The sequence below is a fragment of the Streptomyces sp. NPDC001513 genome (assembly GCF_042894695.1).
GTDB lineage: Bacteria > Actinomycetota > Actinomycetes > Streptomycetales > Streptomycetaceae > Streptomyces.
On record NZ_JBIAVU010000007.1, the window covers coordinates 60,403 to 84,490 of the forward strand.

The following is a 24,088-nucleotide window of genomic DNA, read 5'->3' on the forward strand; positions in this document are numbered from 1 at the left end:
GCGGTCACTGGTAAGCGGTGGTGGATGCAGCTCTCCTCCCCCCGCCTGCGCGCCGCCCTGCTCGCCGCGGCCTCCCTGACCCTCGTCGCCGCCGTACTGCCCCCGCCGAAGGCGCTGGGCATCGGCGACCCGCTGTTCCCGGAGCTCGGGAACCCCGGGTACGACGTGCTCTCGTACGACCTGTCCTTCGCGTACAAGGACAACCGGAGCCCGCTCGACGCGGTCACCGTCATCGAAGCCCGCGCGCTGGAGCCGCTGGAGCGGATCAACCTGGACTTCACCCACGGCAAGGTGGCGTCCGCCGAGGTCAACGGGGAGCCGGCCCGGTTCGAGACCGTGGGGGAGGACCTCGTGCTGACCCCCGCGCGGGCGGTGGTGGACAAGGCACCGCTGCACATCACCGTCCGGCACACCAGCGACCCGCGCGGACGCGGGGACGGCGGCTGGGTGCCCACCGAGGACGGCCTGGCCATGGCCAACCAGGCGGACGCCGCCCACCGGGTCTTCCCCTGCAACGACCACCCCGCCGACAAGGCGTTCTTCACCTTCCGGATCACCGCCCCCGCCGGGCTCACGGCCGTCGCCAACGGGGCGCAGGTGGTCCCCGCCCTGCGCTTCGGCCCCTCGACGACGTGGACGTACCGCACCAGGCACCCCATGGCCACCGAACTGGCGCAGGTGTCGGTCGGCAAGTCCGCCGTCGTGCACGGCACCGGCCCGCACGGGCTGCCGCTGCGCGATGTGGTGCCCGAGGCGGACCGGGAGCGGCTGGCCCCCTGGCTGAAGAAGACCGCGGGGCACATCGCGTGGATGGAGGAGCGCGTCGGCCGCTACCCCTTCGAGAACTACGGGATCCTGATCGCGCGGGCGACCACCGGATTCGAGCTGGAGACGCAGACCCTCTCGCTCTTCGAGAACAGCCTCTTCGCCGGCGAGGGCTACCCCGAGTGGTACGTCGAGTCCGTGATGGTCCACGAGCTCGCCCACCAGTGGTTCGGCGACAGCGTCACCCCGCTGACCTGGTCCGACCTGTGGCTCAACGAGGGACACGCCACCTGGTACGAGGCCCTGTACGCGGACGGGCTCGGTAAGTACTCCCTGGAGCGGCGCATGCGCGAGGCGTACCAGCGCTCCGACCAGTGGCGGGCGGCGGGCGGCCCGCCGGCCGCCCCGAAGCCCGCCCCGCCCGGCGAGAAGATCGGCCTCTTCCGGCCGGTGGTCTACGACGGCGCCGCGCTGATCCTCTACGCGCTGCGGCAGGAGATCGGCACCGAGGCCTTCGACCGGCTGGAGCGCCGCTGGGTGGCGCAGTACCGGGACGGGGTCGCGGGCACGGCGGACTTCGTCCGCATGGCCTCGCAGGAGGCCGGCCGGGACCTCGGGGCCTTCCTGGAGCCGTGGCTCTACGGCAAGACGACGCCGGCGATGCCCGGGCACCCGGAGTGGAGCACCCCGGCCGCGTCCGGCAGGTCCGGAGCGCCCGGCACGCCCGGCACGTCCGGGACGTCCCACAAATAAAGCGTGTGACCGCTGAGGAACGGGCATGTCACCATCGACGAGGCCGTTCGGGGAATCCCCCGGCGGTGTGACACGTTGGACGTGACAGTTAGCGTGCCCGTTAACGTGTCAGCGCTATTCGAATCGACGTAAGGATCCAATGACCTCCTCTTCTTCCCCTTCCCAGGACGCGCGGGACGCACAGGACGTGCGCGACCCGCAGAGCTTCACCGAGAGCCTTCGGGCCGATGCCCTGATGGAAGAGGACGTCGCCTGGAGCCACGAGATCGACGGAGACCGGGACGGCGAGCAGTTCGAACGCTCCGAGCGTGCGGCCCTGCGCCGCGTGGCCGGCCTCTCCACCGAGCTCGAAGACGTCACCGAGGTCGAGTACCGGCAGCTGCGCCTGGAGCGCGTGGTTCTCGTCGGTGTCTGGACCTCCGGCACGGTGAACGACGCGGACAACTCCCTCGCGGAGCTCGCCGCCCTCGCCGAGACCGCCGGTGCTCTCGTACTCGACGGCGTGATCCAGCGCCGCGACAAGCCGGACCCGGCCACCTTCATCGGTTCGGGCAAGGCGCGCGAGCTGCGTGACATCGTCATGGAGAGCGGCGCCGACACCGTCGTCTGCGACGGCGAGCTCAGCCCCGGCCAGCTCATCGCCCTCGAAGACGTCGTCAAGGTGAAGGTGGTCGACCGGACCGCCCTCATCCTCGACATCTTCGCCCAGCACGCCAAGTCCCGAGAGGGCAAGGCACAGGTCGCCCTCGCGCAGATGCAGTACATGCTGCCGCGACTGCGCGGCTGGGGTGCCTCGCTGTCCCGGCAGATGGGTGGCGGCGGCGGTGGCGGCATGGCCACCCGAGGCCCCGGTGAGACCAAGATCGAGACCGACCGGCGACGGATCCGCGAGAAGATGGCGAAGATGCGCCGGGAGATCGCGGAGATGAAGACCGGCCGCGACATCAAGCGGCAGGAACGGCGCCGCAACAAGGTGCCCTCGGTCGCCATCGCCGGCTACACCAACGCGGGCAAGTCCTCGCTGCTCAACCGCCTCACGGGCGCGGGCGTCCTGGTGGAGAACGCACTGTTCGCCACCCTCGACCCGACCGTGCGCCGGGCCGAGACGCCCAGCGGCCGGGTCTACACCCTGGCCGACACGGTCGGCTTCGTCCGGCACCTGCCGCACCACCTCGTCGAGGCGTTCCGCTCCACGATGGAGGAGGTCGGTGACTCCGACCTGATCCTGCACATCGTGGACGGCTCGCACCCGGCGCCGGAGGAGCAGCTCGCGGCGGTGCGCGAGGTGATCCGCGAGGTCGGCGCGGTCAACGTGCCCGAGATCGTGGTGATCAACAAGGCGGACGCCGCGGATCCGCTCGTCCTGCAGCGGCTGCTGCGGATCGAGCGGCACTCGATCGCCGTATCGGCGCGGACGGGGATGGGCATCGAGGAACTCCTCGCGCTCATCGACTCCGAGCTGCCGCGGCCCGAGGTCGAGGTGGAGGCCATGGTGCCGTACACGCGCGGCTCGCTGATCGCCAAGGCGCACGCCGAGGGCGAGGTGATCTCCGAGGAGCACACCCCGGACGGCACCCTGCTCAAGGCGCGGGTCCACCAGGAGCTCGCGGCGGACCTGGCGCCGTACGCGCTCGCGAAGCGGTAAGCAGACCGGACAGCCGGATGGCTGGACGACCGAGGGCCCCCTGCACGAAGTGCAGGGGGCCCTCGGTCGTTCACGGTCCAGTCCTGTCCTGACCTACTTGAACTTGCGGCTGACGGCCTCGAAGACGCCCTTCGCCTCCGTACCCAGCCGGGGTCCGGCCAGCCAGCCCGCCTTGGCCGGGCCGATCGAGGTGTTCGACACCAGCGCCGGCTTGCCGTCGGCGCCCGCCGCGACCCAGCCGCCACCGGAGGAACCGCCGGTCATGGTGCAGCCGATGCGGTACATCGCCGGGTCGGTCGCGTTCAGGGACAGCCGGCCCGGCTTGTCCGTGCACTGGAAGGCCTTCTGGCCGTCGAACGGAGCCGCCGCCGGGTAACCGGTCGCCGTGATGCCCGCGACCTTCGGCACGGCCGGCGCGGCGAACTCCACCGGGAGCGCCGAACCGACGATCTCCTCCAGGGACTTGCCGCTGCCCTTCTCGGGCGTCACGTGCAGCACCGCGAAGTCGAACGGGGCACCCGCGCCACCGGTCGGACCACCGGTCGCGATCCACTGGTCCGAGGTCTGCGCCCAGTCGCTCCACCAGACGCCGTACGGGGCCACCTGCTCGCGCGGCGCGCCCTTGAGCTGCGCCGCCGGCTTGCCCGCGTTGTTGTAGGACGGGACGAAGGCGATGTTGCGGTACCAGCCGCCGGACTTGCCCGCGTGCACGCAGTGGCCCGCGGTCCAGACCATGTTCGACTTGCCGGGGTGCGCCGGGTCCTTGACCACGGTCGCGGAGCAGACCATCGAGCCCTCGGGGCCGTCGAAGAAGACCTTGCCGGACTCCGGAACGCTCTGGTGGTAGGGCGCGTTCGCCGGCTTGGCCGCCACCGGGGCCGGAGTGGGGTCGGTGACGCCCTGGTCCTTGCCCGCGTCCGGGTCGACGGACGGGCGCTGCGGCTGCTCGGCGTCACGCATGCGGTCCGGGTCCCACAGGCCCTCGATGATCGGGTTGATGTAGTCGCCCGCCTCGCGGAGCCAGTCCTCCTTCTTCCAGTTCTTCCACTCACCCCCCTTCCACTTCTCCAGGTCGATACCGCGTTCCTTGAGCTTCTCCTTGAGCTGGTCCGGGATCTTGATCCCGTCCGGGCCCGGGAGGCTCGCTGCCACGGTCGGCTTGGCGTCGCCGCCGGCCTCCTCGTCGCCGGGGCCGCAGGCAGCTGCGGTCAGCGCGAGCGCGGCCGCGCACAGGATCGCGGTGACCGGTCGGATCGGTCGCATGTCGTTCGTCCCCCTGGTGGTTTCGAGGCGTGGAGTGCAGCCCCCCACTATGCCGCTGCCGCCCAGGACGACACAGCCCGGGGCCGTGGTTCCTGCCGCTCGCCCCTTGCACGCCAAGGATCTTGGGGTCACCCGTGATCCGTCGGCGTCACCGTCGTTGGTACGTACGGGGGATGGGGGAGCAGCGTTGGTGTTCGAGGGGCAATCCGGAAGAGCGTTCAGTGCGGGAGGACCGACACTCGTGGCTTTGACCGAGCCGGCCGCGGCGGCGGCCGCGACACAGATCCCGCCGCAGGAGCCTCAAGTGCCGTCCCAGGGCGGCCGGGTGCAGGAGCGCGGCGGCCGCGGCGGCTCCGTCGCCGCAGACGGGATCCTGCGCAGGCAGGCGCAGCGGGAGTCCGCCGCCCGGACGTACGCGCGCTCCCTGCCCATCGTCCCGGTGCGCGCCCGCGGACTGACCATCGAGGGCGCCGACGGCCGGCGCTACCTCGACTGCCTCTCCGGCGCCGGCACCCTCGCCCTCGGACACAACCACCCGGTGGTACTCGAAGCCGTCCGGGGGGTCCTCGACTCCGGGGCCCCGCTGCACGTCCTCGACCTCGCGACCCCGGTCAAGGACGCCTTCACCACCGAGCTGTTCACCAACCTCCCGCCGGCGCTGGCCGCCGACGCGCGGATCCAGTTCTGCGGGCCGGCCGGTACGGACGCCGTGGAAGCCGCCCTCAAACTGGTGCGCACCGCCACCGGGCGCTCGGGACTGCTCGCCTTCACCGGGGCCTACCACGGCATGACCGCAGGGGCGCTGGACGCCTCGGGCGGCGCCCCGGACGTACGGGTGACCCGGCTGCCGTACCCGCAGGACTTCCGCTGCCCGTTCGGTGTCGGCGGCGCCGAGGGCGCCGAACTCGCCGCGCGCTGGACGGAGAACCTGCTCGACGACCCCAAGGGCGGGGTGCCCGCCCCGGCCGGCCTGATCGTCGAACCCGTGCAGGGCGAAGGCGGGGTCATTCCCGCCCCGGACGCCTGGCTGCGTCGGATCCGCGAGATCACCGCCGCGAGGGGCATCCCGCTGATCGCCGACGAGGTGCAGACGGGCGTCGGCCGCACCGGCGCCTTCTGGGGAGTCGACCACGCCGGGGTGGTGCCCGACGTGATGGTCCTGTCCAAGGCGATCGGCGGCAGCCTGCCGCTCGCCGTGATCGTGTACCGGTCCGGCCTGGACGTCTGGGACCCCGGAGCCCATGCCGGAACCTTCCGCGGCAACCAGCTGGCCATGGCCGCCGGAACCGCCACGCTCGCCTTCGTACGCGAGAACCGCCTCGCCGAGCGCGCCGCCGTCCTCGGCGAGCGGATGCTGACGGCCCTGCGCGGGCTGGCCACCGACCAGCCCTGCATGGGGGACGTCCGGGGCCGGGGCCTGATGATCGGCGTCGAACTCGTCGATCCCGAGACCGGGGCCGCCGCACCGGCCCTCGCCGCGGCCGTCCGTCAGGAGTGCCTGGACCGCGGCCTGATCGTCGAACTCGGCGGCCGCCACGGCGCCGTGGTCCGCCTGCTCCCCCCGCTGACCCTGACCGACGAGCAGGCCGCGGCGGTCCTGGACCGCCTGGCCGACGCCATCCCGGCCGCCGCCCGCCGCACCCACTGACCCGCACCCCGAGGACCCGCGATGCCAGACCCGCACCAGTCCACCCATCAGCCGCTCCCGGCCCCGTCCCCCGACCGACAACCGCCATCAACCGACCCAAGCCCGGCAACGAGCCCCCTCGAGAACCGCCAGCCCCAGCCGCCCACCGCGACATCTCCCGACGCCGCCACCCCGCCCCCGGCAACGAGCCCGCCAGCCGCCCCTGTCGAGCCCCGCCAGGCCTGCCCGCCCTCAGAGGTCTCTCCTCACCCCGTCACCCCCGGCCGACTGACGAGCCCGTCGTCCGGCCTTGTCGAAGACCGCCAGGCCTGCCCGCCCCCTGCAGCGTCCCCCGACGCCGCCACCTCGGTCCCGGTAACGAGCCCGCCAGCCGCCCCTGTCGAGGCCCGCCAGGCGTGTCCTCCCTCTGCAACGTCTCCCGACGCCGCCACCCCGGTTCCGGGTATCAGCCCGCTGGTCGGCTCGACCGAGAGCCGCCCTCCGCAGCCGCCCTCCACGGCGTCTCCCGACGCCGCCACGCTGGGCCCTGCCGTGAGCCAGTCGGCCAACTCGACCGAGGACCGGCACCCGTGGGCGGCTTCAGCGCTGTCTCCCGACACCGCTATCCAGGGCCCCGCCGTGAGCGCGTCGGCCCGCGCTACCGACGGCCGGCACTCGTGGTCGCCCCCCGCAGCCTCCTCCGACGCCGATACCCCAGGCCCCGCCGTGAGCCAGTCGGTCAACTCGACCGAGGACCGGCACCCGTGGGCGGCCTCCACGGCGTCTCCCGACGCCGCCACGCTGGGCCCTGCCGTGAGCCAGTCGGTCAACTCGACCGAGGACCGGCACACGTGGTCGCCCTCCGCGGAGGCTCCTGACGCCGCTGCCGCGGGGCCGTTCGTGGGCTCGATCGACGGCGGGCAGCCACGGCTGGGTGCAGTGGCGTCTCCCGACGCCGCCGCGACCCCCGGCCCGGTCACGGCACCGGCAGCTCCCCCCGCCGCCCCGCCGGGTGCCGAAGGTGGGCAGGCGGACATGGCCGGCAGACCGGACGTGACCGCCGCCGACCCGGCCGCCGGGATCCGGCCCGGTGCGTCGGACCAGCCCGGCGGGCCCGAGTCGGAGCACCCGGACGAGGGTCCGGCGGGCACCCTCGCCGCCCCGCGGGAGGCCGCCGCCGGGGCGACGGCCACCGTGCCACGGCAGAAAGACGGCACGCCCAGAGCCCGTTCCGGCTGGTCGGGCCCCGTCTGGCCGGAGCCGGCCGCGCTGCCCGACCTCCTGAACCACCCGGACCCCGCCGTCGCCTCCGAGGCCGCAGGGGTGGAGAACCTGCTCCGGTGCTGGGTCCGCGAAGCCGGGATCGGCCGCCCCGACGGCCCCGCCGGAACCCCCCTCCGCATCCCCCTCCCCGCCTCGGGCACCGCCGCGCTCGTCGCCGTCCGCTACTGGTCCCAGACCGGCTGGCACCGATTCGGTCCGGCCCGACTCGAAGGCGCCCCCGCCGGCGCACCCTGCCTGGACGCCGTCACCTTCGCCTCCCTCATCGCCCGCGAGGGCACCGGCGGCGGCCGCGGCGGCGCCGACCTCGTCGGCCGGGTCGCCGACTCGGTGCGCCGTACCACCGAGTTCATCGCCGACCGACGCGAACGCCCCACCGCCCCGGCCCCCGTGGGCGGGGACCGCTTCCTCACCTCCGAACAGTCGCTCCTCCTCGGTCACCCCCTCCAGCCCGACCCGAAGAGCCGCGAAGGACTCTCCGAGGCCGAAGCACGTCACTACTCACCCGAACTCCACGGCTCCTTTCCCCTGCACTGGTTCGCCGTCGACCCCTCCGTCCTCGCCACCGAATCCGCCTGGACCGAGCGCGGCCGCCCCGTCTCCGCGCCCCAGCTCCTCGGCCGACTCGCCCCCGGGCTCCCGCTGCCCGACGGCGCCACCCCCCTTCCCCTGCACCCCTGGCAGGCCCGCGACCTGCTCCAGCGCCCCGCCGTCACCGCCCTCCGCGACGCAGGGCTTCTGCACGACCTGGGCCCGCACGGCGAGCCCTGGTACCCCACCTCCTCCGTCCGCACCGTCCACCGTCCCGGCGACCCCGCGATGCTCAAGCTCTCCCTGGGCCTGCGCATCACCAACTCCCGCCGTGAGAACCTCCGCAAGGAACTGCACCGAGGCGTCGAGGTCCACCGGCTGCTCCGCACCGGCCTCGCCGAGCAGTGGCAGGCGGGTCACCCCGGCTTCGACATCGTCCGCGACCCCGCCTGGGTCGCCGTGGACGCGCCCGACGGAACTCCCGTTCCCGGACTCGACGCCCTGCTGCGCCACAACCCCTTCCGCTCGGGCGACGACGCCCTCTGCATCGCCGCACTCACCGCTCCCCGCCCATGGCCCGGCCGGCCCACCATGAGCTCCCGCCTCGCCGAACTCGTATCCCACCTCGCCGCCGCCACCGGACGCAGCACGTCCGCCGTCGCCGCCGAGTGGTTCCTGCGCTACCTCGACCACGTGGTCCTGCCGGTCCTCGCCTTCGACGCGCTCGCCGGTATCGCCCTCGAAGCGCACCAGCAGAACACCTTGGTCCTCCTCGACGCGGCCGGCTGGCCGGCCGGTGGCCGCTACCGCGACAACCAGGGCTACTACTTCCGCGCATCCCGCCGCGCGGAACTGGAGCAGCGGCTGCCCGGCATCGGCGGCGCCAGCGACACCTTCGTCTCCGACGCCGTCACCGACGAACGCTTCGCCTACTACCTCGGCATCAACAACGTGCTCGGACTCATCGGCGCCTTCGGATCCCAGCGGCTCGCCGACGAGCGCGTGCTCCTCGCCGCCTTCCGCCGCTTCCTCGCCAAGGCCGCGGGCCTCGGCCCGCTCCCCACACGGCTGCTCGACTCGCCCACCCTGCGCTGCAAGGCGAATCTGCTCACCCGCCTGGGAGGTCTCGACGAGCTGGTCGGCCCCGTCGACACCCAGTCCGTCTACGTCACCATCACCAACCCCCTTCACGATTGACGCGTCGGCGCCGACGCGGAGAAGAGCCCCCGATGCGCTCCACCGACACACCCACCCACTCCGCCGGATCCGCCACCGACGCCCTCGGCGCCATCGAGGTGGTGGACCACAGCGTCGAACCACGGATCAAGGCCGGCCTGTTGCCCCTGCTCGCCGAAGCCGACCTGCTCGACTCACCGGCCATCTGGGGCAGCGCCGCCACACCCGTCGGAGCCTTCCGCCTCGAACCCGTACGGCCGGGCCGGGACCTGGAGCTCCTCACCGGCTGGATGAACGATCCCGAGGTGGCCGCCTACTGGGAACTCGCCGGCCCCGCCGCGGTCACCGCAGCCCACCTACGGGCCCAGCTCGACGGCGACGGCCGCAGCATCCCCTGCCTCGGCCTCCTCGACGGCACGCCGATGAGCTACTGGGAGATCTACCGGGCCGACCTCGACCCGCTCTCCCGCCACTACCCGGCGCGCCCCCACGACACCGGTATCCACCTGCTCATCGGAGACGGCACAAACCGCGGCCGCGGCCTGGGCGCGACCCTGCTGCGCGCCGTCGCCGACATGGTCCTCGGCAACCGCCCCCGCTGCACTCGTGTGATCGCGGAACCGGACATCCGCAACACCCCCTCCGTCTCTGCCTTCCTGAGCTCCGGTTTCCGCTGCTCCGCGGAAATCGACCTTCCCGAGAAGCGCGCCGCCCTGATGATCCGGGAGCGGGCGCTGCGCAATCTCCTCTGAGTGCCGCCCCACAAGCCCTGACCGTCGTCGCCGCTTCGCACCTCTCCCTTAGAAAACTCTGCGTCGCGCAGCAAAGTTCCCGATCTTCGAGGAGTCCCGTGCCGAATTTCCACGCAGCCCCCGACGCGGCGGAACCGACCGTGCCACCGTCGCCGCAGCACCCCTGCACGCCGCCCGAACTCAACCGTCCGACCTGGGACTTCGCCGCCCGCAGGCTGCTCGCCAAGATGCTCGCCGAGTTCGCCTACGAGGAGATCATCAGTCCCGTCCCCGCCCCGGCCGCAGCCGGCGACGCATGGACCCTGACCCTCGACGACGGCAGCAGCCTCGGCTTCCGGGCCCGCCGCCGCTCGTACGGCAGCTGGCACGTAGCCCCCGACACCATCACCCTCACCCCGCCGCCGGCCTCCCCCGAGGCACCGACCGGCTCCGGGAACGCGACCCCCTCCGGGAACCCGACCCCCTTCGGGGACCCGTACGCCTTCCTCATCCGCGCCCGCACCCTCCTCGGGATCGACGGCCCCACCCTCGGCCACCTCGTCCGCGAGCTCAGCGCCACCCTCGCCGCCGACGCCCGGCTCGACCACACCGCCCTCACCGCCGACGTCCTCGCCGACCTCGACTACGCGGCCCTCGAAGGGCACCAGACCGGACACCCCTGGCTCGTCCTCAACAAGGGCCGTATCGGACTCTCCGCCTCCGACACCACCGCCTGGGCCCCCGAGGCCCGCACCCGCCAGCGCCTGCCCTGGCTCGCCGCCCACACCTCCCTCGCCGCCTACCGAGGCACCGCCGGACTGGAGGACCCCGCCCGCCTCTACTCCGCCGAGCTCGACCCAGTCACCCGCGCCACCTTCGACCAGACCCTGCGCGACCGCGGCCTCGACCCGCTCCACTACCTCTACCTGCCGCTCCACCCCTGGCAGTGGGACGAGGTCGTCCTCCCCCTCTTCGCCCCCGCGCTCGCCTCCGGCACCCTCGTGCCGCTCCCGGCCGATCCCGACCTGCGCCTGCCCCAGCAGTCGATCCGCACCTTCCTCAACCTCAGCCGCCCCGACCGGCACAGCATCAAACTCCCGCTCTCCGTCTTCAACACCATGGTCTGGCGCGGTCTGCCCTCCGACCTCGCCCTCGCCGCACCCGCCGTCACCGCCTGGATCCACTCCCTCCGCGACACCGACCCCTTCCTGCGCGACGAGTGCCGGGTCGTCCTGCTGGGCGAAGTCGCCTCCGTCACCGTCCGCCACCCGGTCTACGAAGAGCTCCCCGAGGTCCCGTACCAGTACAAGGAGCTCCTCGGCGCGATCTGGCGCGAGCCCCTCACCGGCCTCCTCGCCCCCGGCGAGCGCGCCCGCACCCTCGCCTCCCTCCTCCACACCGACCCGCGCGGCCGGTCCTTCACCGCCGAGCTCGTGGCCCGGTCCGGGCTCACCCCCACCGTCTGGCTCCAGCGCCTCTTCGCCGCCCTCCTGCCCCCGCTGCTGCGCTTCCTCTACCGCTACGGCACCGTCTTCTCCCCGCACGGCGAGAACACCATCGTGATCTTCGACGAGCACGACGTCCCGGTCCGGCTCGGGGTCAAGGACTTCGTCGACGACATCAACATCAGCGACGAGCCGCTGCCCGAGCTGGCCTCCCTGCCCGACGAGGTCCGGGCGGCCCTGCTCACCGAGCCCGCCGACTACCTGCCCCAGTTCATCCACTCCGGGCTCTTCGTCGGTGTCTTCCGCTACCTCTCGGCCCTGTGCGAGGACCGCCTCGACGTCCCGGAGGACGAGTTCTGGTCCCTCGTACGGGCGGAGATCCTGCGCCACCAGGCCCGTTTCCCGGAACTCAAGGACCGCTACGAGCTCTTCGACCTGCTCGGCGAGCGCATCGGCCGGCTCTGCCTCAACCGGAACCGGCTCTACGAGGACGGCTACCGCGACCGCCCCGACCGCCCGCACGCCGTACAGCACGGCACCGTACCCAACCCCTTGTACCGGCCATGATTCCTCGTCCGTGCGCTCGCTGTCGGTGGGGCCCCGTAGGGTTGGCAGTGCTATGACGAAGCCCTCCCTCCCCGACCTGCTGCACGCCGCCGTCTCCGCCGTCGGCGGCACGGAGCGCCCCGGCCAGGTGGCCATGGCCGAAGCCGTCGCCGAAGCGATCGACGACAACTCCCACCGGCTCATCCAGGCCGGTACCGGCACCGGCAAGTCCCTCGGCTACCTGGTGCCGGCCCTCGCCCACGGCGAGCGCGTGGTCGTGGCCACCGCGACCCTCGCCCTCCAGCGGCAGCTCGTCGAGCGCGACCTGCCCCGGACGGTGGAGGCACTGCATCCGCAGCTGCGCCGCCGCCCGCAGTTCGCCATGCTCAAGGGCCGGTCCAACTATCTGTGTCTGCACCGCCTGCACGAGGGCGCTCCGCAGGACGAGGAGGAGGGCCTCTTCGACCAGTTCGAGGCGGCCACCCCCACCAGCAAGCTCGGCAAGGACCTGCTGCGCCTGCGCGACTGGGCGGACGAGACGGAGACCGGCGACCGCGACGACATGACCCCGGGCGTCTCGGACAAGGCCTGGTCGCAGATCTCGGTCTCCTCGCGCGAATGCCTGGGTGCGACGAAGTGCGCGTACGGAGCCGAGTGCTTCGCGGAGGCCGCCCGCGAGCGGGCCAAGCTCGCCGACGTGGTCGTCACCAACCACGCGCTGCTCGCCATCGACGCCATCGAAGGCGCCCCGGTGCTGCCGCAGCACGAGGTGCTGATCGTGGACGAGGCCCACGAGCTGGTCTCCCGGGTCACCGGTGTCGCCACCGGCGAGCTCACCCCCGGGCAGGTCAACCGGGCCGTGAAGCGTGCGGCCAAGCTGGTCGACGAGAAGACCGCCGACTCCCTGCAGACGGCGTCCGAGTCCTTCGAGCGGGTCATGGAGCTGGCGCTCCCGGGTCGCCTGGAGGAGGTCCCCGAAGACCTCGGCTACGCGTTGATGTCCCTGCGCGACGCCGCGCGCAACGTGATCTCCGCGATCGGCGCGACCCGCGACAAGTCCGTCCACGACGAGGACGCGGTCCGCAAGCAGGCCCTGGCCGCGGTGGAGAGCGTCCATGGGGTGGCGGAGCGGATCACCACCGGCTCCGAGTACGACGTCGTCTGGTACGAGCGCCACGACCGCTTCGGCGCCACCCTCCGGGTCGCCCCGCTGTCGGTGTCCGGCCTGCTGCGGGAGAAGCTGTTCGAGGACCGCTCGGTGGTCCTCACCTCGGCCACCCTCAAGCTGGGCGGCGACTTCAACGGTGTCGCGGCCTCCCTGGGCCTGTCGCCCGAAGGGGTCGAGGGGGACGACGTCCCCGCCTGGCGGGGCCTCGATGTCGGCTCGCCCTTCGACTACCCGAAGCAGGGCATCCTCTACGTCGCCAAGCACCTGGCCACGCCGGGCCGCGAGGGGACGCGCGGCGACATGATGGACGAGCTCGCCGAGCTGATCGAGGCGGCCGGCGGCCGGACCCTCGGCCTCTTCTCCTCCATGCGCGGCGCCAAGGCGGCCGCCGAGGAACTGCGAGGCCGGCTCGACAACCCGATCCTGCTCCAGGGTGAGGAGACGCTCGGCGAGCTGATCAAGGCCTTCGCCGCGGATGCGAAGACCTGCCTGTTCGGGACGCTCTCGCTCTGGCAGGGCGTGGACGTGCCGGGCCCCAGCTGCCAGCTCGTGGTCATGGACCGGATCCCCTTCCCGCGTCCTGACGACCCGCTGATGAGCGCCCGCCAGAAGTCGGTGGAGGAGCACGGCGGCAACGGCTTCATGGCCGTCGCCGCCACGCACGCCGCCCTGCTGATGGCGCAGGGCGCGGGTCGTCTCGTACGGGCCACGGGAGACCGGGGCGTCGTCGCGGTGCTCGACCCCCGGCTGGCCACGGCCCGGTACGGGAGCTTCCTGCGCGCCACGCTGCCGGACTTCTGGTACACCACCGACCGCAACCAGGCCCGCCGATCCCTGGCCGCGATCGACGCGACGGCCAAGGCAGACGGCAAGTAAAAGGGGGAAGCCCCCGGGACCGGCGCAGTGGATCCCGGGGGCCGGATGGAGGCGGCGGGGGTCAGACCCGACGCAGTACCGCGACGACCTTGCCGAGGATGGTCGCGTCGTCGCCGGGAATAGGCTGGTAGGCGGCGTTGTGCGGGAGGAGCCAGACATGGCCGTCCTCACGCTTGAAGCGCTTGACGGTGGCCTCGCCGTCGAGCATCGCGGCGACGATGTCGCCGTTCTCCGCGACGGGCTGGCGACGGACCGTGACCCAGTCACCGTCGCAGATGGCGGCCTCGATCATCGAGTCGCCGACGACCTTCAGGACGAAGAGCTCGCCGTCGCCGACGAGCTGGCGGGGAAGCGGGAACACGTCCTCGACCGACTCCTCGGCGAGGATCGGGCCGCCGGCCGCGATCCGGCCGACCAGGGGAACGTAGGAGGCGGCGGGCTTGCCGGTGGTGTCCGTGGGCTGCGAGCTGGGCTGGTCGGAGCCGCGCACCTCGTAGGCACGCGGGCGGTGCGGGTCGCGGCGCAGGAAGCCCTTCCGCTCCAGGGCCATCAGCTGGTGGGCGACCGACGACGTGCTGGACAGGCCGACCGCCTGACCGATCTCCCGCATGGACGGCGGGTAACCCCGACGCTGCACGGAGTCGCGAATGACCTCGATGACCCTCCGCTGCCGGTCCGTGAGCCCGGAGCTGTCGGCGCGGATGCCTGGAGGTCGACCTGGCAGCGAGCGTGCGGGGCGTACTACGGGCTCCGCATCCGGGTTCAGGTTTGCGTCGTTCATGGCATGCACCGGCTCGAGTCGGCTCTGGGAGCGGTTCTGGGCAGTGATGGTGGCACTGTCTGCGGTGGTGGTCACGTCGGCCCCTCTCGAAATGTTCTCCCTAGCTGGACAACGGTAGTAGCTTTCGAAAGGTTGCGCCAAACACACGTTCGAGTGAAAAATCAGGGATCGTCCGGCGTGGGCATATCAAGGGGTGTATGGACGATCGGTCCACCGAACGCGGGTTCGATCCGACGACCGCTGCTTACGGTACCCTTCCCGGTCGGATCGCCGCCGTCCGGGCCTGTGCCCAGTGTGGCATCGAGGAGCCTCGTGACCGCCTGCGGGACGCCGCGACACGCAGAGCCACGAAAATCCACTCCAACCCAAGATCTAGTGGTTGGATGAGCGCTGCCACCCAGAAGTAGTGGTCCTGGAGTCTGCTGAGGCTCCTGGGATCGCATATGCTGGGGGCTGCTCCACGAGCCCCCGGCAGAGTTGGTCTCCGCCGTTGAGGGGCATGTGGGGTGATTCTGTCGTGCCAAGAGGGAGGGTGAGGGAACCGTGCACTGCCCCTTCTGCAGGCACCCCGACAGCCGTGTCGTCGACAGCCGCACCACGGATGACGGCACGTCGATCCGCAGGCGCCGTCAGTGCCCCGACTGCTCCCGTCGCTTCACGACGGTGGAGACGGCCTCGCTGATGGTGATCAAGCGCAGCGGGGTGACGGAACCCTTCAGCCGTACCAAGGTCATCTCCGGCGTGCGCAAGGCGTGCCAGGGGCGACCGGTCACCGAGGACGCCCTCGCCAAGCTCGGCCAGCGGGTCGAGGAGGCGGTGCGCGCCACCGGGAGCGCCGAGCTGACCACCCATGACGTGGGTCTGGCCATTCTCGGCCCGTTGCAGGAGCTCGACCTGGTCGCCTACCTGCGCTTCGCGTCCGTCTACAAAGCGTTCGACACCCTTGAAGACTTCGAGACCGCCATCGTGGAACTGCGCGAGCCGCGGCCTCACCCCCGTGGGTGCGAGCACGGAGGGACCGCCTCGGTCCCCGTGCCCGCCTCCGCCTCCGACTGACCGGACGGCCCGCGCCGTGGTGCGCACGCACCGTGACGCGGCCGCTCGGCCCGGAGGCCCCTCCCGGCGGGAGCCGGGGGGAGAAAAAACGTAGAAACAGACACACAGCACCGTGCCGCGGAATAGCGCTGGCACTTTAGGGCGTTTTTGCCCGCATATGGGAGGAAGCGGCATGACAGAGACGGCGAGCGGCTCGGCACGTGGTTCCCGCGCCAAGGGGACCAAGGCTGCCAAGGGCGGCCTGCGTATCGAGCGCATCCACACCACCCCGGGCGTGCACCCCTACGACGAGGTGAGCTGGGAGCGCCGTGACGTCGTCATGACCAACTGGCGCGACGGCTCGGTCAACTTCGAGCAGCGTGGCGTCGAGTTCCCCGACTTCTGGTCGGTGAACGCGGTCAACATCGTCACCAGCAAGTACTTCCGCGGCGCGGTCGGCACCCCGCAGCGCGAGACCGGCCTGAAGCAGCTGATCGACCGGATCGTGAAGACCTACACGAAGGCCGGCGAGGACTTCGACTACTTCTCGTCGCCCGCCGACGCGGAGATCTTCGAGCACGAGCTGACCTACGCCCTCCTGCACCAGATCTTCAGCTTCAACTCCCCGGTGTGGTTCAACGTCGGTACGCCCCAGCCGCAGCAGGTCTCCGCCTGCTTCATCCTGGCCGTCGACGACTCCATGGAGTCGATCCTCGACTGGTACAAGGAAGAGGGCATGATCTTCAAGGGCGGCTCCGGCGCCGGCCTGAACCTCTCCCGCATCCGCTCCTCCAAGGAGCTCCTCTCCTCCGGCGGCAACGCCTCCGGTCCGGTCTCCTTCATGCGCGGCGCCGACGCGTCCGCAGGAACGATCAAGTCGGGCGGCGCCACCCGCCGCGCGGCCAAGATGGTCGTCCTGGACGTGGACCACCCGGACGTCGAGGCCTTCATCGAGACCAAGGTGAAGGAAGAGGAGAAGATCCGCGCCCTGCGCGACGCGGGCTTCGACATGGACCTGGGCGGCGACGACATCACGTCCGTCCAGTACCAGAACGCCAACAACTCCGTCCGCGTGAACGACGAGTTCATGACGGCCGTCGAGAACGGCACCGAGTTCGCCCTGCGTGCCCGCATGACCGGCGAGGTCATCGAGAAGGTCGACGCCAAGGCGCTGTTCCGCAAGCTCGCCGAGGCCGCGTGGGCCTGCGCCGACCCGGGCATCCAGTACGACGGTGTGATCAACAACTGGCACACCTGCCCCGAGTCCGGCCGCATCACCGCGTCCAACCCCTGCAGCGAGTACATGCACCTGGACAACACGTCCTGCAACCTCGCCTCGCTCAACCTGATGAAGTTCCTCAACGACGACGGCAAGGGCAACCAGTCCTTCGACGCCGAGCGCTTCGCCAAGGTCGTCGAGCTCGTCATCACCGCGATGGACATCTCCATCTGCTTCGCGGACTTCCCGACGCAGAAGATCGGCGAGAACACCCGCGCCTTCCGCCAGCTGGGCATCGGCTACGCCAACCTCGGCGCCCTGCTGATGGCCACCGGCCACGCGTACGACTCGGACGGCGGCCGCACCCTCGCCGCCTCGATCACCTCGCTGATGACCGGTACGGCGTACAGGCGCTCCGCCGAGCTGGCCGCGATCGTCGGCCCGTACGACGGCTACGCCCGCAACGCCGACGCCCACAAGCGCGTCATGAAGCAGCACGCCGACGCCAACGCCGTCGCGCCGCGCACCGAGGACCTCGACAACGTCATCTGGGCCGCGGCCACCGAGGCCTGGCAGGACGTCCTGCGCCTCGGCGAGAAGAACGGCTTCCGCAACTCCCAGGCCTCCGTCCTCGCGCCCACCGGCACCATCGGTCTCGCGATGTCTTGCGACACCACCGGTGTCGAGCCGGACCTGGCCCTGGTCAAGTTCAAGAAGCTCGTCGGCGGCGGCTCGATGCAGATCGTCAACGGCACCGTCCCGCAGGCCCTGCGCCGCCTGGGTTACCAGGAGGAGCAGATCGAGGCGATCGTCTCCCACATCGCCGAGCACGGCGTGGTCGTCGACGCCCCGGGCCTGAAGACCGAGCACTACTCGGTGTTCGACTGCGCCATGGGCGAGCGCTCCATCTCCGCGATGGGCCACGTCCGCATGATGGCCGCGATCCAGCCCTGGATCTCCGGTGCGATCTCGAAGACGGTCAACATGCCGGAGACGGCGACCGTCGAGGAGATCGAGGAGATCTACTTCGAGGCGTGGAAGATGGGCGTCAAGGCGCTCGCGATCTACCGCGACAACTGCAAGGTCGGCCAGCCCCTCTCCGCGAAGAAGAAGGAAGAGGAGAAGGAGGAGGTCACCGCCAAGGCGGAGGAGACCATCCGCGCGACCGTCGAGAAGGTCATCGAGTACCGCCCCGTCCGCAAGCGCCTCCCCAAGGGCCGCCCGGGCATCACCACCTCCTTCACGGTCGGTGGCGCCGAGGGCTACATGACGGCGAACTCCTACCCGGACGACGGTCTGGGCGAGGTCTTCCTGAAGATGTCCAAGCAGGGCTCGACCCTCGCGGGCATGATGGACGCCTTCTCGATCGCCGTCTCGGTCGGTCTGCAGTACGGCGTCCCGCTGGAGACCTACGTCTCGAAGTTCACGAACATGCGCTTCGAGCCGGCCGGTATGACGGACGACCCGGACGTGCGGATGGCGCAGTCGATCGTCGACTACATCTTCCGCCGCCTGGCGCTCGACTTCCTGCCCTTCGAGACCCGCTCGGCCCTCGGCATCCACACCGCCGACGAGCGCCAGCGCCACCTCGACACCGGCTCCTACGAGCCCCACGAGGACGAGCTGGACACCGAGTCGCTGACCCAGTCGGTCCCGCTGGCCGCGGTGCCGTCGGCGCCGAAGCCGTCCGTGACCGTCCCGGTCCCGGCCCCGAAGACGGCGCACAGCAACGCCGAACTGGTCGAGATGCAGCTCGGCGTCTCCGCCGATGCCCCGCTCTGCTTCTCCTGCGGTACGAAGATGCAGCGCGCCGGCTCCTGCTACATCTGCGAGGGCTGCGGCTCCACCAGCGGCTGCAGCTGACACCGGGCGTAGTCCGCGCGGGTAGCTGACCAGCGGCTCACCGCTCACGAAGGGGACCGGCCTCAGGCCGGTCCCCTTCGTCGTGCGCCCGCCCGTCCCGTGCGCCCGCCCGTACGGCGAGCCGGGACGAGGGCCGCTTTTTCGTCGGTTCCGCCAAGTACACCGGTCTGTCGGCTTGGGAGAGACTGCCCGCCAGTGGCCGCGGTGCACCCCGGGGAAAGGGCGTCCTGCGGCCGAGCCGCTGATGAGGCATGGGGGATGAGAGAACCGTGAGCACGCAGCAGTACGACGAGATCGGTGAAGCCTACGAGGGCTTCAAGTCCCTGCCGCTGGAGCAGTACGTGGTGGTGCCGGGCTTCCTGGCCCTGGTCGGGGACGTACGGGGCAAGTCGCTCCTCGACCTGGCCTCCGGCACCGGCTTCTACAGCAGGGAGTTCAGGCGGCGCGGCGCGACCGAGGTGGTCGGAATCGACATCTCCGGTGAGATGGTCGCCGTGGCACAGCAGCTGGAGGAGCGCGATCCGCTGGGGGTGCGCTACGAGGTGGGTGACGTGGCGGAACTGCGGCCCCTCGGGCAGGCCTTCGACATCGTCCTGGGGGTCCAGCTGCTCAACTACGCGCGGGACATCGCCACCACGGAGCGGATGTGCCGCAACGTGCACCGGAGCCTGCGGACCGGCGGTGAGTTCTTCCTGCTCAACCAGTCGCCCGACTTCCGCTTCGACGGGCCCACCCCGGAGAGGTACGGCTTCCGCAGCGTGCTCACCGGCGAAGAGGGCGAGACCGGGCCGCAGGTCCGGACCACGGCGCTGCTCGACCCGCCGGTCTCGTTCGTCGCCAACCTGCCGCGCCGCGAGGTCTACGAGAAGTGCCTGCACGCGGCCGGGTTCAGCGAGCTGACCTGGGTTCCGCTGGAGGTGTCCGACGCCGCGGTGCGCGCGTTCGGTGAGGACTTCTGGGCGGACTTCCGGGCCAACCCGCCGCTGGAGATGCTGCGCTGCCGCGCCTGACGGCCGACCGGGGACCCGGCTGACGTCGGAAACCGCCGAGGCGGGCAGGTCCTCCCCGGAGACCGGCCCGCCTCCGCCGGGCTCAGTGGGGGATGCTGCGGGGCGGGCGGGTGACGAGGTCCTCGCGGAATTCCGCGATCCGGGAATGGACCTGCCGCATCAGGTGGGTGTCCTCGATGCGGTCCAGGTAGAGGCAGTGCGCGGCCAGCCCCGGCAGGTCGAAGGCGAAGCACAGCGACATCAGCGGGTTCACGAAGAGCTCGCTGCCCCGGGTACGGGTGGTGAACTGCACGTCGCCGAAGGAGCCCCGGACGGCCGCGGCGATCGATCCGTTGACGATGCTGGGCTGCTCCGGGGTGTGCTCCTGGGCGTGGGCCACCGCGTCCAGGAAGAGCGCGCCCTCGCGGGTGGCGCGCGGCACGGAGAACGCGCCGAGGTACGCTCCCGCGCGCTCCAGCGCCGCGATGTTCTCCAGGACCAGGGCGTGGCTCACCCCGTGGTACGCGTCCACGCCGAAGCCGACCGACACGACGAGGCGCTCCGGTATCCCGTCCAGCCCGGCCAGAGCCGCCACGCTGGTCAGGTCCTCCTCCGGGGTGCCGAGGCCGGCTTCGTCGCCCCGCATCAGGATATCCGTACCGCCGTCGACCAGGACGATCGCGTCGATGCGGTGGAGGTCGACCAGCTCGCGGTAGGCGGCGCGCAGCGGCTGGACGCCGGTCTGCGGGAAGGCGTACACGCGCGCCGGATAGCCGTGCAGCCGCAGCCACTGGGCCAGCGTCCGCTCGGGGAAGTACGTCTGGTGCGGCGCGGAGTCGGGGGTGATGACGGCGAGGTCGGGGGCGGCCCACTCCTCGGCGGGCAGTCCGGCGAGGGAACTGAAGGACAGGTTCGCCAGGTGGACCTCCTTGCCCTGGTGCAGGAGGGAGAGGGCGATGGGGAGCCCGGCGTAGATGTCGAAGCCGCCGCCCGCGCCGGCGACCAGGATGCGTTCGGCGTCGGCGAGGCGGGCGAAAAGCGGGTTGGTGTGCAGGGCCGTCATGGCGATCATTGTGCGGGGTTCGGCGAACGGGTGCCCGAGGATTTCAGGGCGGTGCGATGCCGGCGCCGGTACGGGGGCACGGGGAAGCGGGGAGTCATGTGGAGCGGTGAAGAGCTGGACCTGGACGCGTATCTGACGAGGATCGGACTTCAGGAGAATGCGGGGGACGGTAGGGAACTCCGGCCGGACCTCGCCACGTTGTACGCAGTGCACCGGGCCCACACCGCGGCCATCCCCTTCGAGAGCCTGGACGTCCTGCTCGGCCGCCCCGTCGCGCTGGACGTCAAGTCGATCGAGGACAAGCTCGTGCACGCCGGCCGCGGCGGCTACTGCTACGAGCAGAACTCCCTGCTGGCCGCTGCCCTGGAGCGGCTCGGCTTCGAGGTCTCCGGGCGCGGTGCCCGCAACCGCACCCGCGGGGACTCCCTGATGCCCGTGACGCACGCCGTCCTCGTCGTCACGGTCGAGGGCGAACCCTGGCTGTGCGACGTGGGGTTCGGCCACCAGGGCCCCCTTGAGCCCGTCCCGCTGGGGCGCCCCGGCGTCGCGGTGGAGCAGGGGGAGTGGACGTACCGCGTCCGCGAGGAGGAGGACGGCATCCTCGTGCTGTGCCTCCTGCGCGGCGGGACCTGGCGGGACCTGTACGCCTTCTCCCCGCAGCGCTACCACCCCGTCGACTACGTCCTGCTCAACCACTACAGCTCCGGCCACCCCCGCTCTTCCTTCGTGGGGCGGCTCGTCGTCCACTACCCGGGGGACGCCGTCCGCAGGGCGCTCGTCGGGCGGGAGTTCACCCTGCTGTACCCCGACGGGCGGACCGAACGGCGGGACGTCGGCCCGGACGAGCTGCTTGCCGTACTCGACAAGGAGTTCGGGCTTCGCCTGCCCGAGCGGGATGCGGCGGAACTGGTGCGGATCCACCGCGCCGAGGACTGACCCGGGCCGCGCCTGGCCCGTACGATGGCGCAGTGCTGGTCAAGTGGATTCGCTGCACGGTGACGGACCGACGCGGGTTCGAGCGCGGGCAGCGAAAATGGGCGGGGCTGCCGGGCGAGCCGGGCTTCCGGGGGCAGGGTGGCGGCTGGAGCCGGGGTCGGCAGGGGGTCGCGCATGTCTTCGCGTTCTGGGAGAGCCGCTCCTTCTACGACTCCTTCATGGCCCGCTCGCACGACCGGCTGGCCGCCGCGCAGAACGGCACCTACACCGATCTGCGGGTCACCCTCTTCGATCACCGCTTCGACGTGAAGACCGGCTTCGAGCCGCGCTTCACCGACGCCGACGTGGTGCGAGTCGCGCACACCCGCGTCCGTGAGGGCCGGGTCGACCACTTCGCCCTCATGCAGGAGAAAGTGTGGAATCCGGCCATGGCGGGCTCGCCCGGCATGATCCGCGGCCTCTTCGGGGAGGCCCCGGGGCGGGAGTTCCTGGTGCTGTCGATGTGGCACGCAGCCGCCGAGCACGGCAAGTACCGGCAGGAGCGGGTCGAGCGGCTCTCCCTGCGCGCCCAGATCCAGGCCGATGTCGAGGCGCTCACCGGTGACGTCGTCGACCTCGAACCGTCCTGGACGGTATGACCGTACGACTACCCGCCGGGCCGATCGGCGTGCCCGGGGCGCCGGCCGGGCAATGGCCGAATAGGGTCGTGGGATGGCTCGACCACGGCGCATCGTCCTTGTCCGGCACGGGGAATCGGAGGGGAACGCCGACGACTCGGTGTACGAACGGGAGCCCGACCACGCCCTGCGGCTGACCCGGAAGGGGCGCGAGCAGGCGGCCGCGGCCGGGCTGCGGCTGCGCGAGCTCTTCGGCGAGGAGACGATCAGCGCGTACGTCTCCCCCTACCGCCGGACCCTGCAGACCTTCCGCGAACTGCGGCTGGACCCGACGCGGGTCCGGATGCGCGAGGAGCCGAGGCTGCGCGAGCAGGACTGGGGGAACTGGCAGGACCGGACCGACGTACGGCTCCAGAAGGCGTACCGGGACGCGTACGGGCACTTCTTCTACCGCTTCGCGCAGGGCGAGTCCGGGGCCGATGTGTACGACCGGGTCGGCTCCTTCCTGGAGAGCCTCTACCGCAGCTTCGAGGCCCCGGACCACCCCGAGAACGTTCTGCTGGTGACGCACGGGCTGACGATGCGGCTGTTCTGCATGCGCTGGTTCCACTGGTCGGTGTCCGAATTCGAGGCCCTGTCCAATCCCGGCAACGGCGAATTCCGGGTGCTCCTGCGGGGCCCCGACGGCCGGTACCGGATGGACCGCCCGTTTGAGCGGTGGACCACACCCGAGCCTTATGACCTGGACGGCTAGAGTGACCCGCGATGACGCCTGATTCCACTCCCGAACGGCGCTACGCACGCGCCATGTCCAGCCTCCGCGGGCTGGCCCTGGGTGACGCCCTGGGCTCCCAGTACTTCGTCCCCGTGAACTACCCGCTGCTCAAACGACGCGAGCTGCCCGCCGGCACCGGGACGTGGCAGTGGACCGACGACACCGAGATGGCCTGCTCGGTCGTCGCGGTGCTGGCCGAGCACGGACGGATCGACCAGGACGCGCTCGCGCGCTCCTTCGCCCACCACCACGACTTCGACCGGGGCTACGGGCCCGCGGTCAACCGGATGCTGCGGCTGGTGCGTGAGGGCGAGGACTGGCGCACGCTGGCCGCGGAACTGTTCAACGGGCAGGGCTCGTGGGGCAACGGCGCCGCCATGCGGATCGCGCCGCTGGGCGCCTGGTACGCCGACGACCCGGAGCAGGCCACCCACCAGGCGGAGATCTCCGCCTACACCACCCACCAGCACCGCGAGGCCGTGTGCGGGGCGATGGCCGTCGCCGCGGCGGCCGCGCTGGCCGCCGCTCCCGCCGGTCCGCCGAAGGCCTCCGACCTGCTGGACGGAGTGATCGCGCTGGTGCCGCGCAGCGCCGTGGGCGCCGGGCTGCGGCGGGCGCGGGACATGCTGGACTACGGCGACGCGACCACGGTCGCGGCGGTTCTGGGCTGCGGGCGGCGCACGAGCGCCCATGACACGGTGCCGTTCGCCCTGTGGTCCGCGGCGCGTGCGCTGGACGACTACGAGCGGGCCTTCTGGACCACCGCGCAGGTGGGCGGGGACGTCGACACGACCTGCGCGATCGTCGGCGGGGTGCTGGGGGCCCGCGGTGACGCGGTGCTGCCGGCCGCGTGGCTGGCGCGCACCGAGGCCCTGCCGGCCTGGCTGCCGGAGACGGCGGCGCGCTGACCGATCGCCGCTCCGGGCTTCCGGCGCAGGTGAAACGATCCCTTCCGATTGTCACGGTCCTGCCACAGGCTCTTTTGATCCTGTTCAAAACTGTC

17 protein-coding genes are annotated in these 24,088 nt (G+C 71.6%); 14 read left to right on the forward strand and 3 right to left on the reverse strand.

Going from position 1 to position 24,088, the window contains the following annotated elements; all coding sequences use genetic code 11:
- Window positions 1-24 precede the first annotated feature (24 nt).
- Both ACFYZ4_RS17170 and hflX read left to right on the forward strand, forming a co-directional pair.
- The gene (locus tag ACFYZ4_RS17170; RefSeq protein WP_390784242.1) at window positions 25-1,518 is read left to right on the forward strand and encodes a M1 family metallopeptidase; all 1,494 of its coding nucleotides are present in this window, start codon (window positions 25-27) and stop codon (window positions 1,516-1,518) included.
- A 139-nt stretch (window positions 1,519-1,657) separates the two neighbouring features.
- Window positions 1,658-3,163, forward strand: coding sequence for a GTPase HflX (gene hflX, locus ACFYZ4_RS17175; protein WP_390784243.1), 1,506 nt, complete (start codon window positions 1,658-1,660; stop codon window positions 3,161-3,163).
- 93 nt (window positions 3,164-3,256) lie between these two features.
- On the opposite strand, the gene ACFYZ4_RS17180 is transcribed toward hflX, so the two are convergent.
- Complete coding sequence (locus ACFYZ4_RS17180; protein WP_384340690.1) at window positions 3,257-4,426, reverse strand: trypsin-like serine peptidase; 1,170 nt, start codon at window positions 4,424-4,426, stop codon at window positions 3,257-3,259.
- Between the two features lie 241 nt (window positions 4,427-4,667).
- Between ACFYZ4_RS17180 and ACFYZ4_RS17185 the strand changes: the two genes are divergently transcribed.
- The 5 genes from ACFYZ4_RS17185 to ACFYZ4_RS17205 all read left to right on the forward strand — a co-directional run bounded on the left by ACFYZ4_RS17185 (window position 4,668) and on the right by ACFYZ4_RS17205 (window position 13,807).
- Entirely contained in the window at window positions 4,668-6,074 is a 1,407-nt protein-coding gene (locus tag ACFYZ4_RS17185) for a diaminobutyrate--2-oxoglutarate transaminase family protein (RefSeq protein ID WP_390784244.1), read from the forward strand.
- 1,014 nt (window positions 6,075-7,088) lie between these two features.
- A complete protein-coding gene (locus ACFYZ4_RS17190; RefSeq protein ID WP_390784379.1) occupies window positions 7,089-9,062 on the forward strand; it encodes an IucA/IucC family protein in 1,974 nt (657 codons plus the stop codon).
- 32 nt (window positions 9,063-9,094) lie between these two features.
- The gene (locus ACFYZ4_RS17195; protein WP_390784245.1) at window positions 9,095-9,793 is read left to right on the forward strand and encodes a GNAT family N-acetyltransferase; all 699 of its coding nucleotides are present in this window, start codon (window positions 9,095-9,097) and stop codon (window positions 9,791-9,793) included.
- A 98-nt stretch (window positions 9,794-9,891) separates the two neighbouring features.
- Window positions 9,892-11,784: an IucA/IucC family protein gene (locus tag ACFYZ4_RS17200; RefSeq protein ID WP_390784246.1), complete on the forward strand. Its 1,893-nt coding sequence runs from the start codon at window positions 9,892-9,894 to the stop codon at window positions 11,782-11,784.
- Between the two features lie 52 nt (window positions 11,785-11,836).
- Window positions 11,837-13,807, forward strand: a complete 1,971-nt coding sequence (locus tag ACFYZ4_RS17205) for an ATP-dependent DNA helicase (RefSeq protein ID WP_390784247.1) — start codon at window positions 11,837-11,839, stop codon at window positions 13,805-13,807.
- A 61-nt stretch (window positions 13,808-13,868) separates the two neighbouring features.
- Here ACFYZ4_RS17205 and lexA read toward each other — a convergent pair whose 3' ends face one another.
- A complete protein-coding gene (lexA, locus tag ACFYZ4_RS17210) occupies window positions 13,869-14,663 on the reverse strand; it encodes a transcriptional repressor LexA (protein WP_030709636.1) in 795 nt (264 codons plus the stop codon).
- Between the two features lie 468 nt (window positions 14,664-15,131).
- On the opposite strand from lexA, the gene nrdR reads away from it, so the two are divergent.
- The 3 genes from nrdR to ACFYZ4_RS17225 all read left to right on the forward strand — a co-directional run bounded on the left by nrdR (window position 15,132) and on the right by ACFYZ4_RS17225 (window position 19,715).
- On the forward strand, window positions 15,132-15,644 hold the full coding sequence (gene nrdR / locus ACFYZ4_RS17215) for a transcriptional regulator NrdR (RefSeq protein WP_390784248.1): 513 nt from the start codon (window positions 15,132-15,134) through the stop codon (window positions 15,642-15,644).
- Window positions 15,645-15,816: 172 nt separating this feature from the next.
- Entirely contained in the window at window positions 15,817-18,705 is a 2,889-nt protein-coding gene (locus tag ACFYZ4_RS17220; protein WP_384340698.1) for a vitamin B12-dependent ribonucleotide reductase, read from the forward strand.
- A gap of 269 nt (window positions 18,706-18,974) precedes the next feature.
- Entirely contained in the window at window positions 18,975-19,715 is a 741-nt protein-coding gene (locus tag ACFYZ4_RS17225) for a class I SAM-dependent methyltransferase (protein ID WP_390784249.1), read from the forward strand.
- A gap of 82 nt (window positions 19,716-19,797) precedes the next feature.
- On the opposite strand, the gene ACFYZ4_RS17230 is transcribed toward ACFYZ4_RS17225, so the two are convergent.
- Window positions 19,798-20,757 (reverse strand): DUF1152 domain-containing protein, encoded by a 960-nt coding sequence (locus tag ACFYZ4_RS17230; RefSeq protein WP_351291445.1) that lies wholly within the window; start codon window positions 20,755-20,757, stop codon window positions 19,798-19,800.
- Between the two features lie 96 nt (window positions 20,758-20,853).
- Here ACFYZ4_RS17230 and ACFYZ4_RS17235 point away from each other — a divergent pair, with 96 nt between their 5' ends.
- From ACFYZ4_RS17235 to ACFYZ4_RS17250, 4 genes are all read left to right on the forward strand, one after another.
- A complete protein-coding gene (locus tag ACFYZ4_RS17235) occupies window positions 20,854-21,693 on the forward strand; it encodes an arylamine N-acetyltransferase (RefSeq protein ID WP_390784250.1) in 840 nt (279 codons plus the stop codon).
- Window positions 21,694-21,725: 32 nt separating this feature from the next.
- Window positions 21,726-22,331 (forward strand): YdbC family protein, encoded by a 606-nt coding sequence (locus ACFYZ4_RS17240; protein ID WP_319728923.1) that lies wholly within the window; start codon window positions 21,726-21,728, stop codon window positions 22,329-22,331.
- A 73-nt stretch (window positions 22,332-22,404) separates the two neighbouring features.
- On the forward strand, window positions 22,405-23,064 hold the full coding sequence (locus ACFYZ4_RS17245) for a histidine phosphatase family protein (protein WP_351291441.1): 660 nt from the start codon (window positions 22,405-22,407) through the stop codon (window positions 23,062-23,064).
- An 11-nt stretch (window positions 23,065-23,075) separates the two neighbouring features.
- Entirely contained in the window at window positions 23,076-23,993 is a 918-nt protein-coding gene (locus ACFYZ4_RS17250) for an ADP-ribosylglycohydrolase family protein (RefSeq protein WP_351291439.1), read from the forward strand.
- The last annotated feature ends 95 nt before the right edge of the window (window positions 23,994-24,088 follow it).